We start from the raw sequence: 13371 nt of genomic DNA on the forward strand, positions 1-13371 counted from the left end.
TCAGTCAGCGGATTGCGCGCGGGCTGGCGATCCGGCTATCACGCGCGATGGCACCGATAGCGTCGACGATGCGCCGCGCGCCACATCGGCAAGCGTCGAACGCACGATGACTTGCGCGCGCACGTCGCGGCCGATCGTTTCGATGCCGGCGCGCATCTGCGTGAAATCTTCAGGCGAACAGACTTCGCTGCCGAAACGCGTGGCCCCGTCGCGCGTCACGGTGATGACATTCGCGTTCGCGTCGTACGAATAGCTCGAGCGGTAGTCGACGAAACGGTCGCGCGCGGCCATCGCTTCCGGCATGTCGAGCACGCGAAAATTCGCAGGCAGTGCAATCTGCGTGCGCTCGTGCAACTCGACATTGCGGCACACGAAAGGCTGCGTGCGCTGCCGCTCGCCGAGCCAGTAGCGTGCGTCCGACTGAAATCCTCCGACGAAGCTCGTAAGCGCCGGAATCGACGCGGCTGTGCCTGGCACGACGAAATCTTCGAGTTTGCCTTTCATCGTGAGCGTCAGTGGGCCGTCCGTCGCGTTGAGGTTGCTGGTCGACAGTGTGGCCGTGCCTGAGAGGTTCACAAAACGCAGTTCCGCCTGCAGCGACTCTTCGCGCTGCGCGGGCGTTTGCATGCGCAGCAGCGCGCGTCCCTGCTCTGCCGCCCAACCCGTTGAATCCAGCCGGTAGACGAAGCTCGCGGTGCCGTCGTGCGCGACGTTGATCGACAGATCGGTAGTGCGCGACATGGTGGCCGTCGAAGGTGTGCGCGACAGCACGCCTTCGTTGACGAGCACGACAGGGCGATTCATGTCGGTTGACGGCAGATAGCCGAATTCGACGTTCGGCGCGGTCGAATCGGCGTACAGCTGAAGATCGGGCAGCCACGTGATCACATGATTCAGCACGCCGTAGCCGGGCAGCTCGGGCAGCGTGTAGATCGTGCCGCTACTGATCAGCGTCGGCTCGTTGCGGATGCCGACGGCATCCAGCAGCGCGCCATACAGCGCGACGTGGTCCTTGCAGTCGCCGTAGCGCAGCGCGAGGATCTCGGTCGCGCGATGCGGCACGACCGCGCCGCGCCCGATATTGACGGCGACATAGCGCACGTTCTTGCGCACCCAATCGTAGAGTGTCCTGGCTTTTGCGCGCGGCGTCTGATCGCCGGCAGTGAGCGAGCGGGCCAGTCCGACGATCGCGGGATCGCTGCCGCTCGCATCGACGGCCGATTCGCGGTACTTCGCCGCGAACGCGGCGTAGTCGGGATAGGTCGAGACCATCAGCCGGTCGCCATAGCTCACGTACGCAATCGATCCATATTCGAGCCGCGCGAAATGCGCCTTGTCGTAGCGGAACTCATAACGCGTGCGGCCGTCCTTCGTCGACGGCGGCAGCGCGACGAAGCCGCGCGCGTCGGCGTAAAGCGGCTTGCCGGCAGGCAGATCGTAGACGAGACGGAAGTTGTGGGTCGGCGCCAGATCGGGTGGCGTGAAGTCGCTGAAATGGCCCGGTACGATCGGCTGCATCTGCGTCTTCCGATACTTCAGGTGCACACGCGCGCCCGGCTCGACGGCGGGAAACACGATCACCTTTTCGAGGATGTCCTGGAACATCGGCGCGTCGAACGAACGCGCTTCCTGCACGTCGCGAATCTGCTCGGGACGCACGTCGTGGCGCGTGCCGTCGGCGGAGGTCGTGTACGCCTCCAGAATGTCGACGCTCGCCATGTTGCGGTTGAACCAGATGTAGTACTGCGCGACACGCGCGACGCCCGCCTCGTTGTTCACGCGCAGCGTCATTTCGTCGACCTTCGTATAGGAGCCGTCCGCGTTCACCATGAAGGTCTGCGTTTCGCGTTCGTTCGTGTAGGGTTCGATGGGCGCGACTGTTGCGGCGTTCAGTGCCGTCAGGCCAGCCTGGTTCGTCGCCTGATCGGCGGCGCGGGCCGCGCCTGTGCAAAAGGCGCAAACCGCCATCGCGATACGGAAGATCGTGAAAAGGCGCATGGGGAATCAGGCGTCCGAAGGAATTGGTCTAGTTCTGTCGCACCTCACACTTCAAGTTCACGCGACGTTTGTGTCAAGCGGGCAAACCGCACACAACGGCAACATTTTCCGGAGGCCGGCCCAAGCCTTCGGGATTGAAAGAAATGACTTTCTGTGTAATGATAGTTATTCTCATCTGAAGGGCGTCGCCAGCTGATTGTCATCTTTCTCCTCATGACAAAGCCGCCAGCCAGCCCTTCGATGAACATCCTGCTTTTGCCCGAAATGCCATAGCTGCCATTTGTCACACGGCAAGCGTGCTTCCGGCATCCGTCTTTCCGCTCCGGAACGACATTTCCAGTTTCCCTTTGAACGTTGCCGCACGCCGGCGACGCACGACCCGCTTTGCCAGGAACACGATGAACGCGCCCGAATCGATCGAACTGAAGCCTGTTGCCCGCGCGGGCGTGATGCCAGCCGGCGTCCAGCAGCTGGACGCGGATGAACTGGCAGCGCGGCGCCAGCGCTCGCGGCGCGCGAACTTCATCAAGTGGCTGCGCAAGGTGCACGGCTGGGTGGGGCTATGGGGCGCCGTGCTCGGGCTGCTGTTCGGTGTGACGGGTTTTCTGCTGAATCACCGCGCAGGGCCGCTGAAGGTGTCCTCGGGCGAGCCGCAGGTCGAGCAGTTGCAGATCGCGTTGCCGGAGAAAGGCTTCAAATCGCCCGGCGACATGGCGCACTGGCTGAAGGATGAACTGCATATCGACGGCAAGCCGGGCAGGGCGCGCCGCGAGGCCGCGCACCCGGTCGCGTGGGGCGATCAAAGTGCCATGCAGCCGGAGTTCTGGCAGATCGGGATCGCCGGGCCGGGGCAGAACGTGCAGGCCGAATACTGGGTGGGCAACGGCTTCGTGTCGGTGAAGCGCACGCAAAACTCGTTTCTCGGCACGATGAACAACCTGCATAAGGGCGTTGGGTTGAGCGTCGGCTGGGTGCTGTTGATCGATACGATCGCGGGCAGTCTGATTCTGTTGTCGCTGACGGGCGTGCTGCTGTGGACGGAACTCAACAAGCGTCGGACCGTGGGTGTGGTGCTGGTCGGTGGGTCGATCGTGGCGGCGGTCGTTTGTGGGTTGATGTGAGTGTGACGGATGGAGCGCTTAGCTCTTGAGCGGTGACATCCGTCAGTCGTCTTGCGCTTCTTCGCGAATTGGATCTTCGATTTGCGCAAAGTTGGTGATCTTCACCTCCCCCTCCGGAAAACGCGCGATGACCTGAGAGAGACCGCGGGCTTGCCGCAAGCCGCGCGTGGCAGTCCGCAAAAATTCGATGCCAGGGATCAGAAGAGCCCGACGACAGTCAGCCGAATGGCTAAAGCCGGGCGAGAGAAATCGACCGCGAACCGATATCGTCCGCGGTCTGAGAGGATTTAATCCGGAATACTACAAGCCGCCCCACCGCTAGCAGCAATCTCACGCGCCGCCTTGGCGCCTTCGACCTGCAGCAGCGTCGGCAGCGACACACCATTCTTGGCCGCCGTCACTTCGGCAAGAATCGACACAGCGATCTCAGGCGGCGTTCTGCTGCCGATATAAATCCCAACCGGCCCGTGCAGCCGCGCGAGTTCCGTCTCGCTGAGATCGAACTCCTTGAGCCTTTCGCGCCGCGCCGCGTTATTGCGCCGCGAGCCCAGCGCGCCGACATAAAACGCAGGCGTTTTCAATGCTTCCATCAGCGCGAGATCGTCGAGCTTCGGATCATGCGTGAGCGCGATCACGGCGCAACGCTCATCGAGCTTCATATCGAGCACGGTATCGTCGGGCATCGTACGAACGACCTTGGTACCCGGCACGTCCCACTCATCCGTGTACTCTTCGCGTGGATCGCACACCGTCACCTGATAATCGAGCCCCACCGCGATATTGCACAGATAGCGCGACAGTTGCCCCGCGCCGATCACCAGCATCCGATAACGCGGGCCGTGTATCGTCAGCAGACGCTTGTCGTTGAAGTCGACGCCATCGGTTGCCTGTGCGGGGCCCAAACGGGCGACGCCCGTTTCCATATCGAGGGTGCGCGCAACGAGCCGTCCGTCCTCAACGGCATCGCACAGTTCAGCGATGCCGCTCGCCTCCGTCAAAGGCTCCAGCACGAGCTGAATGGTCCCGCCGCAAGGCAAACCAAAACGATGCGCCTCTTCGGCCGAAATGCCGTACTTCACCGCTTCGGGCTTCGTCTGCTCGATGCCGCGCTGACGCACGCGATCGATCAGATCGTCTTCGATACAGCCGCCCGACACCGAGCCGACCACCGCGCCATCTTCGCGCACGACGAGCATCGCGCCTTCGGGACGCGGCGACGAGCCCCACGTCTTCACGACCGTCACGAGTAGCGCGCGATGTCCCTGTTCGAGCCAGCGCGCGCTGGACTTCAGGACTTCGAGATCCACGCTGTCCATGATTTCTTCCTCTTCGGTTCTTCGCCACTGCCTTCGGCGGCGGCTTCGCCGTCACCGGCGGGACTGGCAGTGTCGCCTGAATCTTCCGATTCTGCCTGCGCTTCGCCACCGCCGCCCGTCAACTGTTCGCCGAAGCGCCTGAAAAATTCACCCGCAAGTTTACGCGCCGCGCCGTCGACGAGCCGCGAGCCGATCTGCGCGAGCTTGCCGCCGACCTGCGCCGTCGCCGTGTAGGTGAGCTTCGTCGTGTCGTCGCCTTCGGGTTCGAGCGTCACATGGGTCCGCCCTTTACCGAAGCCCGCCGCGCCGCCCTGGCCTTCGAATACGATCGTATAGGTGTGAGGCGCGTCGATCTCGGTGAGTTCCATGCGGCCCTTGAAGCGCGCCTTCACTGGTCCAACAGCCGCGCTCAACGCGACGGCGTACGCGTTTTCGCCGTCCGGTTCGATGCTGTCGCAGCCGGGAATCGACGCACGCAGAATCTCCGTGTCGTTCAGCGCCTCCCATGCGCGCTGCTGCGGCACGGGCAGCGTGTAGGTTTCGGTCAGCTCCATGACGTCGCTCCTCCAGATATCGCGGCGCGCCCGGCATCGCGGGACACGCGCGTCAATTGCGCGAGATCGCGGCCGAACGCAGCCAGGCTGTCGAGATTGTGAACCGGCTTGTGCGCGTCGACGAACGGCAGCATCGCCTGCACGCCGCGCGCCTTCGGCGAGAACTCGCGGTAACGCAACAACGGATTGAGCCACACGATGCGATGCGCGAAGCGCCGCAGGCGGGCCATTTCGGTTTCGAGCACGTCGATGGCTTCGTGATCGAGGCCGTCGGTGACGAGCAGCACGGTCGCCCTGCCTGTCAGCACTCTGCGTGCCCAACGACGGTTGAATTCGGCGAGCGCCGCGCCGATACGCGTGCCGCCCGACCAGTCGACCACCTGATCCGCGAGCGCCGCAATCGCGACATCGGGATCGCGTTCTTTTAACGCACGCGTCGCATTGGTGAGGCGCGTACCGAACAGAAACACCTGCAAGCGTTCGCGCGATTGCAGCAGCGCATGGCAGAAGTACAGCACGGCACGCGAATAGCTGCTCATCGAGCCGGAAATATCGAGCAGCAGCACGAGCGGTGGCTTGCGCGCGACCACCGCGCGGTACTTCCACACGGTCCAGTCGCCGCCCGCGCGCACCGCATGCCGCGCGCTCGCGCGCAGATCCGCATGCGTGCCGCGCGACGCCGCTTTCAGCCGACGCGTCGGCTCCATCGCGAGCGGCAGACGCTGCGCGCGAATCAGATGACGCAGCGTGCGCCATTCGTCTGCGGTGAGCGTGTCGAAATCGCGATGACGCAAACGTTCTTCCGCGCTGAACGTCACGTGCGCGTGCAGTTCGTGACGGTCCTTGTCGGCGGCTTGCCCGGTCTTTTTGCGCTGCTTCGCGTGATGCGCGGCGAGCGCATCGGCGAGCCGGTTGTTGCGCTTCGGCGGCGGGATGCCGCTCGTCACCTTCGGCAGCAGCAGCGCGCGCAGCTTGCCTTCCCAATCGGGATCGCGCCAGAAGAGATCGAACGCGGCGTTGAAGAGCTCGCGCTCGTCGGGCGCGCACAGCAGCAACGCGGCGAGCGCCGCGCGCACGTCGTCGCGCCGGTCGAGATCGATCCAGCGCAATGCTTCGAGCGCGTCGACGGCTTGCGCGGGCGACATCGGCAAGCCCGCGCCGCGCAACAGCCGCACGAAGTGCACGACGTTGCGCGCGAGCGTCGCTGAGCCGGGATCGCTGACGGGTGTCATCGACGCTACTCCGCTGCCGCGAGACATTGGCGGATCTGTTCGGCGTCGAATCGCGCGAGGTCGTCCTGATACTTCAGCAGCACGCCGAGCGTGTCCTGAACCGATTGCGGATCGAGTTCGGTGACGGTGAGCGCGGCGAGCGCGCGGCACCAGTCGATCGTCTCCGCGATGCCCGGCGCCTTGAACAGATCCATGCCGCGCAGCCGATGCACGAAATCGACGGCGCGGCGTTGCAGCGCTTCGCCCGTTTCGGGCGCGCGCGCGGCGACGATCGCCAGCTCGCGCTCGCGGTCGGGGTAACCGATCCATTGATATAAACAGCGGCGCTTCAACGCGTCGTGCACTTCACGTGTGCGATTCGACGTCATCACGACGAGCGGCGGATGCTCGGCGCTCACCGTGCCGTACTCGGGTATCGACACCTGGAAGTCCGACAGCAGTTCGAGCAGGAACGCTTCGAACGGCTCGTCGGCGCGGTCGATTTCGTCGATCAGCAGCACGCGTCGCGCGCCGGGATGATGCTCATCCGGCATGAGCGCCTGCAGCAGCGGGCGCTTCAATAAAAACTCGCTGCGATACAGCGTGCTGCTGTCGGGCTTCTCGCCGGCCGCTTCGGCGAGCCGCAGCGCCATGATCTGACGCGGATAGTCCCACTCGTACAACGCGCTCGCCGTATCGAGCCCTTCATAGCATTGCAGCCGCAGCATCGACGTGCCGAGCATGCCCGCCGCCGCTTTGGCGAGTTCCGTCTTGCCGACGCCCGGCTCGCCTTCGACGAACAGCGGCCGTTCCATGCGCAGCGCGAGAAAGAGCGCCGTCGCCAGTTCGCGGCTCGCGAAGTAACATTGCGCGGTGAGCTGGGCGAGGGTGTCGTCGATTGAAGCGGGCTGCATGGTCCTCCCTGGCCTGTCGGCTTGCATCGCTCGAATACTGAAGAAGCCGGACAAACCCGATAAACGAAATGGCCCGGACGCGCCGGGCCTCGGGTGCTCAAACGCCTCGCACGCCGCGTCCGCTAGCCGTTTGCGGCTCGCACCGCGCGCGCCGTCAGCACGGGTATCAGATGAGCGCGATATTCGGCGCTCGCGTGCATGTCGGTGTTGAGGTCGTCCGGTGCGATCGTCACGCCGCGCGCGGCGGCTTCCGTGAAGTTCGCGGCGAGCGCGTTCTCCATGTCCGTCGCGCGAAACACCGACGCCGCCGCGCCCGTGATCGCGACGCGCACACCGCCCGCTGTTTTCGCGACGAACACGCCCGTCAACGCGAAGTGCGACGCTGGATTCCTGAACTTCTCGTACGCGGCTTTTTCCGGCACAGGAAACTCGACGGCGACGATCAGTTCGTCCGGTTGCAACGCGGTTTCATACATGCCGACGAAGAAATCCGCAGCCGAAATGCGTCGCCGGTCCGTCACGACCGTTCCATCGAGGCCAAGCACGGCGGCTGGATAATCCGCCGCAGGATCGTTGTTCGCGATCGATCCGCCGATCGTGCCGAGAGAACGCACCTGCCGGTCGCCGATGTGCCCCGCGAGAAATGCGAGCGCGGGCAACACACGCTGCACGTCCGCGTTGTTCGCCACGTCCGCATGACAGACGGCCGCGCCGACCGTCACCTTGGTCGGCTCGACGCGAATCTCCTTCAACTGCGGAATGCGCGTGACGTCGATCAGCTTCGACGGTTGGGCGAGACGCAGGCGCATCGTCGGCAACAAGCTTTGTCCGCCCGCCAGATACTTCGCGTCGCTGTCGGCGTTCAACACGGCGACGGCGCTCTTCGGATCGGCTGCACGTTGATAGTCGAATGAATACATGTCGGCCTCCGCTCAGGGACGTGAGTTTTGTGCAGCGTGGATCGCGGACCACACGCGATGCGGCGTGGCCGGCATCTGCAGATCCGTGACGCCGAGCGGCGCGAGCGCATCGATGATCGCGTTGATCACGGCTGGCGGCGAACCGATTGCGCCCGCTTCGCCGCACCCCTTCACGCCGAGCGGGTTGTGCGTGCACGGCGTGCCCTTCGCGGTTTCGACGGTGAACGACGGCAGATCGGACGCGTGCGGCATCGCGTAGTCCATGTACGAGCCGGACAGCAACTGGCCGGTGTCCTTGTCGTACACGCAGCGCTCCAGCATCGCCTGGCCGATGCCCTGGCCAAGACCGCCGTGCACCTGCCCTTCGACGATCATCGGGTTGATCACGTTGCCGAAGTCATCGACGGCCGTGAAGCGCTCGATGCGCGTCTCGCCTGTATCCACATCGACTTCGACTTCGCAGATATACGCGCCCGCCGGATAGGTGAAGTTGGTCGGGTCGTAGAACGCGCTTTCGTCGAGGCCCGGTTCGAGCTTGTCGAGCGGATAGTTGTGCGGCACGTAGGCGGCGAGCGATACGTCGGCGAAGGTCTTCGTGCGGTCCGTGCCCGCGACGCGGAACGTGCCGTCCTTGAACTCGATGTCGTCCGCCGATGCTTCGAGCAGATGCGCCGCGATCTTCTTCGCTTTCGATTCGATCTTGTCGAGCGCTTTCATGATCGCCGAGCCGCCGACTGCGATCGAACGCGAGCCGTACGTGCCCATGCCGAACGGAATGCGCCCGGTGTCGCCGTGCACGATATCGATGTTCTCGATCGGTACGCCAAGGCGGTCGGACACGACTTGCGCGAAGGTCGTCTCGTGGCCCTGACCGTGACTGTGCGAACCGGTGAAGACGGTGACCGAGCCGGTTGGGTGCACGCGCACTTCGCCTGCTTCGAACAGGCCCGCGCGCGCACCGAGCGCGCCCGCGATGTTCGACGGCGCGAGCCCGCACGCTTCGATGTAGCACGAGTAACCGAGTCCGCGACGCTTGCCGTTCTTCTCCGATTCCTGTCTGCGCGCGGCGAAGCCTTTGACGTCCGCGAGTTCCATCGCGCGATCGAGGCAGGGTTCGTAGTCGCCCGTGTCGTAGGTGAGGCCTACGGGCGTGGCATACGGGAAGGTGCGGATGAAATTGCGGCGGCGGATTTCGGCGGGGTCCATGTTCATGTCGCGCGCCGCGGTTTCGACGAGGCGCTCGACTACGTATGTCGCTTCCGGACGTCCAGCGCCGCGATACGCATCGACGGGCACTGTGTTCGTGAAGACCGCTTTCACTTCCGCATAGATCGCAGGCGTCGCGTACTGGCCCGCGAGCAGCGTCGCGTACAGGATGGTCGGCACGCTGGAGGCGAAGGTCGACAGATACGCGCCCATGTTCGCGATCGTGTGCACGCGCATCGCGAGGAACTTGCCGTCGGCATCCATCGCCAGTTCAGCTTTCGTCACGTGATCGCGGCCGTGCGCGTCCGATAGAAACGCCTCGGAACGTTCGGCCGTCCACTTCACCGGACGGCGGATTTTCTTCGATGCCCACGTCAGCGCGACGTCTTCCGCGTACAGGAAAATCTTCGAGCCGAAGCCGCCGCCGACATCCGGCGCGACCACGCGCACTTTCGATTCCGGCAGTGACAGCACGAACGCCGCCATCAACAGCCGTTCGACGTGCGGGTTCTGATTGGCCACATACACGGTGTAGCTGTCGTCCTGCGGCGCATAGCTGGCGTTGACGGCGCGCGGCTCGATCGCGTTCGGAATGAGGCGGTTGTTGACGATGTCGAGCGTCGTCACATGATGCGCCTTGGCGAACGCGGCATCGGTTGCCGCCTTGTCGCCGTGGCCCCATGTGTAGCAGGTGTTGTCGGGCACTTCGTCGTGGACGGCGGGCTGGCCGGCATCGGACGCGTGCGTGGTGTCGATCACGGCGGGCAGTTCGGCGTAATCGACTTCGATCAGTTCGGCGGCATCTTTTGCGGCCTTCACCGAATCGGCGATGACGATCGCGACCTGGTCGCCGACATGGCGCACTTTCGTATGCGCAATCACGGGATGCGGCGGTTCGTGCATCGGCTTGCCGTCGACGCTGTGGATCAGCCAGCCGCACGGCAGCCCGCCGACGTTTTCAGCGGCGAGATCCGCGCCGGTAAAAATCGCGACGACGCCGGGCGACTGCTTCGCGGCGGTGGTGTCGATACGTGTGATGCGCGCGTGCGCATGCGGCGAGCGCAGGAAGACGGCGTAGGTCTGACCGGGCAGGACGATGTCGTCGGTGTACTGGCCGTTGCCGGTGAGGAAGCGATAGTCTTCCTTGCGCTTGACGGGCATGCCCACCATGCGGTGCGAATCGGGTGCGTTCATGGCGGGCTCCTCAGACGGTCGTGGCGGCTTTCGACGACGCGTCGGCTTGCATGCCGGCTGCGCCTTGAACGACGGCCTTGACGATGTTGTGGTAGCCCGTGCAGCGGCACAGGTTGCCGTCGAGCTGGCGGCGCACTTCGTCTTCCGTGAGGTTCGGATGGGTGGCGACCAGCGCGGTCGCGCTCATCACCATGCCTGGGGTGCAGAACCCGCACTGCAGGCCGTGGCACTCGCGGAAAGCGGCTTGCATCGGGTGCAGTTCGCCGTTTTTCGACAGCCCTTCGATCGTGGTGATGTCCTGGCCTTCGGCCTGCACGGCAAGCATGTTGCAGGATTTGATCGCGCGGCCGTTCAGATGAACCGTGCACGCGCCGCATTGCGCGGTATCGCAGCCGACGTGCGTTCCTGTCAGCCGCAATTGTTCTCGTAGAAACTGGACAAGCAGGGTGTGCGGCTCGATGTTCGCGGTAACGGGTGAACCGTTCACCGTCAGACTGATGCTGATCGCCATGAACTGTCTCCTAGGGGACGCTCTTGTATTGAGCCCCGGGTGGGGCGAGACCGGCTCGGGCCCGCTGTTCACTTGCTACCGCTTGCCTGCTGGAGGGTCCGGTACGGTTGGGTTTTGTTGTTGTTTTTGTTGTTTGTGTCGAAAAGTAAAACACAAAAAACGGGAGGCGGCTATGGGGGAACTGTGCCTGCGGCGCTTTTTTGGGTTTCGGTTTTGGTATTTGCTGCGCAGGCGTGTGGTCCGCCTGTGTTTGCGCTGGCATCCGCGTAATGCCTACGTGCTTCAAGCGTTGCCCCTGTGCGGGGCGGCACCTACTTTTCTTTGCCGCCGCAAAGAAAAGTAGGCAAAAGAAAGCGGCTCACACCGCCAGCCCGTGTTCTTATCCACGGGCCCCGACGTCCCCACGCTTCGCACGGCCGCGCACTTGCACAGGTTCGTTGCCAACGCATCGTTTAAACGCCTCACCCACATCAAACACCCGTAAATGAGCTCGCGCCAGCGAACGGTTACGGCCGCCCAGGTGGCAAACTGTGTGTAGGTTGTCGCGGCGTATAGCCTGGCGCTCTTACACGGTAGAACGCGTGCGCGATCGGTTCGAAGTGAGGCGCGTGGAGCACTTGGGCCTACACACAGTTTGCCACCTGGGCGGCGGTGGACTGTCTGGCACAGCGTGCTGCAGTGCGGGAGCGTGAAGCGGGTGAGGCGCTCATTTAGAGCGCTGGCAACGAGCGTGGGTCACGTGGTTGCCGTGTGAAGCGTAAGACCGTTTGGGGGCCCTCAGGCAAATACAAGAACTGGCGGTGTTAGCCGCTTTCTTTTGCCTACTTTTCTTTGCGGCGGCAAAGAAAAGTAGGTGCCGCCCCGCACAGGGGCGACGCTTGAAGCACGCTAACAAGGCGCGGATGCCAGCGACCTGCGTGGCAAACCAAACCAAACCAAAACAAACAAAACAAAACCCAGCCGCACCGCGAGAAAAACCTTACCGCCCGCCGTGGGCGAGTTTGGAATGCCTCCGCGAGTACCCAAAATAAACAACCATCCCAACCAAAAGCCAGATCACAAACGCAATCCACGTAACCTTACTGAGATTCAGCATCAAAAACAGACAGGAAGCGACAGCAAGAACAGGCACAACCGGCACGCCAGGACACGTAAAAGCGCGAGGCAGATCAGGATGCGTGCGCCGCAGCACAAGCACAGCGATGGACACCATCGAAAACGCCGCCAGCGTCCCGATATTGATCAGCTCAGCAAGCACATTCAACGGAACAAGCGCGCCGATCAAACCAAACACAATCCCAACCAGCCACGTGGTAGCAAACGGCGTAGCAAACCGCGGATGCACCTTCGACAGCGCCGCAGGCAACAACCCATCCCGCGACATCGCGAAGATCACCCGCGTCTGGCCGTAGGCCATCACCAGAATCACGGTCAGCATCCCAAGCACCGCGCCGAGATCGATAAAACCGGCAACCCAGTTTTGCCCCGCCACCTGCAGCGCATACGAAACCGGATGCGAAATATTCGCGAACTGCGCCGACGGCACGATCCCCGTCACGACGGCCGCCACGGCGACATACAACACCGCACAAACACCGAGCGACGCAATGATCCCGATCGGCAGGTCGCGCTTCGGGTCCTTCACTTCTTCAGCCGCCGACGACACCGAATCGAAGCCAATAAACGCAAAGAACATCACAGCCGCCGCGCCGAACACGCCGCCCATGCCGTTCGGCATGAACGGATGCCAGTTCTCCGGCTTGACATGAAACACGCCGACGACGATCACCAGCAGCACCACCGTCACCTTGATCGCGACCATCAGATTGTTCACGCGCGTCGATTCGCGTACGCCGACGGACAGCAGCGTCGTGATCGCCATCATCACGAGAAACGCGGGCAGGTTGAACAGCGTCTCGTGGCCGGGCAGCGCGCCAGGCGCGGCCATCAGTGCGACGGGCAGCGCAACGCCGAAGCCCGACAGCAGCGACTGCAAATAGCCAGACCAGCCCACCGACACCGCCGAAGTCGCAAGCCCGTACTCGAGCATCAGATCCCAGCCGATGATCCACGCGGCCAGTTCGCCGAGCGTCGCGTACGAATAGGTGTAGATCGAGCCGGCGACGGGAATCGTCGAGGCGAATTCCGCGTACGCGAGCGCCGCGAAGCCGCACGCAACGGCGGCGATCAGAAACGACAGCATCAGCGCCGGGCCGGCCTGCACCGCGCCCGTGCCCGTCAGCACGAAGATGCCGGTGCCGATGATGGCGCCGACGCCGAGAAAGGTGAGATCGAGCGCGCCGAGCGCTTTCTTCAGGCCAGCAGCCTGCGCGCCGGCGATCATGTGCTCGACGTTCTTTTTGCGAAAGAGGGACATTTGGCGGGGTCTCCTGTGAAGCACGCGTGTGGGCGCGCCCAATGTCGGG

General features: G+C 63.6%; 10 protein-coding genes. 1 reads left to right on the plus strand and 9 read right to left on the minus strand.

Features of this window, described 5'->3' with window-relative positions; all coding sequences use genetic code 11:
- Entirely contained in the window at positions 1-1998 is a 1998-nt protein-coding gene (locus tag PPGU16_RS00435) for a DUF3857 domain-containing transglutaminase family protein (RefSeq protein ID WP_180721222.1), read from the minus strand.
- A gap of 398 nt (positions 1999-2396) precedes the next feature.
- Here PPGU16_RS00435 and PPGU16_RS00440 point away from each other — a divergent pair, with 398 nt between their 5' ends.
- Positions 2397-3119 carry a PepSY-associated TM helix domain-containing protein gene (locus tag PPGU16_RS00440; RefSeq protein ID WP_180721223.1) on the plus strand — a complete coding sequence of 241 codons (723 nt, stop codon included), beginning with the start codon at positions 2397-2399 and terminating at the stop codon, positions 3117-3119.
- Positions 3120-3406: 287 nt separating this feature from the next.
- Here PPGU16_RS00440 and PPGU16_RS00445 read toward each other — a convergent pair whose 3' ends face one another.
- The 8 genes from PPGU16_RS00445 to bcaP form a co-directional block, all read right to left on the minus strand.
- Positions 3407-4435, minus strand: a complete 1029-nt coding sequence (locus tag PPGU16_RS00445; RefSeq protein WP_180721224.1) for an XdhC family protein — start codon at positions 4433-4435, stop codon at positions 3407-3409.
- Complete coding sequence (locus tag PPGU16_RS00450; protein WP_180721225.1) at positions 4408-4989, minus strand: SRPBCC family protein; 582 nt, start codon at positions 4987-4989, stop codon at positions 4408-4410. The genes PPGU16_RS00445 and PPGU16_RS00450 overlap by 28 nt, the downstream gene beginning before the upstream one ends.
- Positions 4980-6221 carry a vWA domain-containing protein gene (locus PPGU16_RS00455; RefSeq protein ID WP_180721226.1) on the minus strand — a complete coding sequence of 414 codons (1242 nt, stop codon included), beginning with the start codon at positions 6219-6221 and terminating at the stop codon, positions 4980-4982. Before PPGU16_RS00455 ends, PPGU16_RS00450 begins: the two co-directional genes overlap by 10 nt.
- 5 nt (positions 6222-6226) lie before the next feature.
- On the minus strand, positions 6227-7114 hold the full coding sequence (locus tag PPGU16_RS00460) for an AAA family ATPase (protein WP_180721227.1): 888 nt from the start codon (positions 7112-7114) through the stop codon (positions 6227-6229).
- 122 nt (positions 7115-7236) lie between these two features.
- A complete protein-coding gene (locus PPGU16_RS00465; protein WP_180721228.1) occupies positions 7237-8034 on the minus strand; it encodes an FAD binding domain-containing protein in 798 nt (265 codons plus the stop codon).
- Between the two features lie 12 nt (positions 8035-8046).
- The gene (locus PPGU16_RS00470) at positions 8047-10434 is read right to left on the minus strand and encodes a xanthine dehydrogenase family protein molybdopterin-binding subunit (protein WP_180721229.1); all 2388 of its coding nucleotides are present in this window, start codon (positions 10432-10434) and stop codon (positions 8047-8049) included.
- 10 nt (positions 10435-10444) lie between these two features.
- Positions 10445-10945, minus strand: coding sequence for a (2Fe-2S)-binding protein (locus PPGU16_RS00475; protein ID WP_180721230.1), 501 nt, complete (start codon positions 10943-10945; stop codon positions 10445-10447).
- Positions 10946-11924: 979 nt separating this feature from the next.
- Complete coding sequence (bcaP, locus tag PPGU16_RS00480) at positions 11925-13322, minus strand: branched-chain amino acid transporter BcaP (protein ID WP_180721231.1); 1398 nt, start codon at positions 13320-13322, stop codon at positions 11925-11927.
- Positions 13323-13371 lie beyond the last annotated feature (49 nt).

Source organism: Paraburkholderia largidicola (assembly GCF_013426895.1).
Taxonomy (GTDB): Bacteria; Pseudomonadota; Gammaproteobacteria; order Burkholderiales; family Burkholderiaceae; genus Paraburkholderia; species Paraburkholderia largidicola.

What these genes read in the sequence shown, in the direction of transcription:
- PPGU16_RS00435 (WP_180721222.1), bottom strand. Translation starts at nt 1,998, where the DNA reads ATGCGCCTTTTCACGATCTTCCGTATCGCGATGGCGGTTTGCGCCTTT.
- PPGU16_RS00465 (WP_180721228.1), bottom strand. Translation starts at nt 8,034, where the DNA reads ATGTATTCATTCGACTATCAACGTGCAGCCGATCCGAAGAGCGCCGTC.
- PPGU16_RS00455 (WP_180721226.1), bottom strand. Translation starts at nt 6,221, where the DNA reads ATGACACCCGTCAGCGATCCCGGCTCAGCGACGCTCGCGCGCAACGTC.
- PPGU16_RS00445 (WP_180721224.1), bottom strand. Translation starts at nt 4,435, where the DNA reads ATGGACAGCGTGGATCTCGAAGTCCTGAAGTCCAGCGCGCGCTGGCTC.
- PPGU16_RS00450 (WP_180721225.1), bottom strand. Translation starts at nt 4,989, where the DNA reads ATGGAGCTGACCGAAACCTACACGCTGCCCGTGCCGCAGCAGCGCGCA.
- PPGU16_RS00460 (WP_180721227.1), bottom strand. Translation starts at nt 7,114, where the DNA reads ATGCAGCCCGCTTCAATCGACGACACCCTCGCCCAGCTCACCGCGCAA.
- PPGU16_RS00440 (WP_180721223.1), top strand. Translation starts at nt 2,397, where the DNA reads ATGAACGCGCCCGAATCGATCGAACTGAAGCCTGTTGCCCGCGCGGGC.
- PPGU16_RS00470 (WP_180721229.1), bottom strand. Translation starts at nt 10,434, where the DNA reads ATGAACGCACCCGATTCGCACCGCATGGTGGGCATGCCCGTCAAGCGC.
- PPGU16_RS00475 (WP_180721230.1), bottom strand. Translation starts at nt 10,945, where the DNA reads ATGGCGATCAGCATCAGTCTGACGGTGAACGGTTCACCCGTTACCGCG.
- bcaP (WP_180721231.1), bottom strand. Translation starts at nt 13,322, where the DNA reads ATGTCCCTCTTTCGCAAAAAGAACGTCGAGCACATGATCGCCGGCGCG.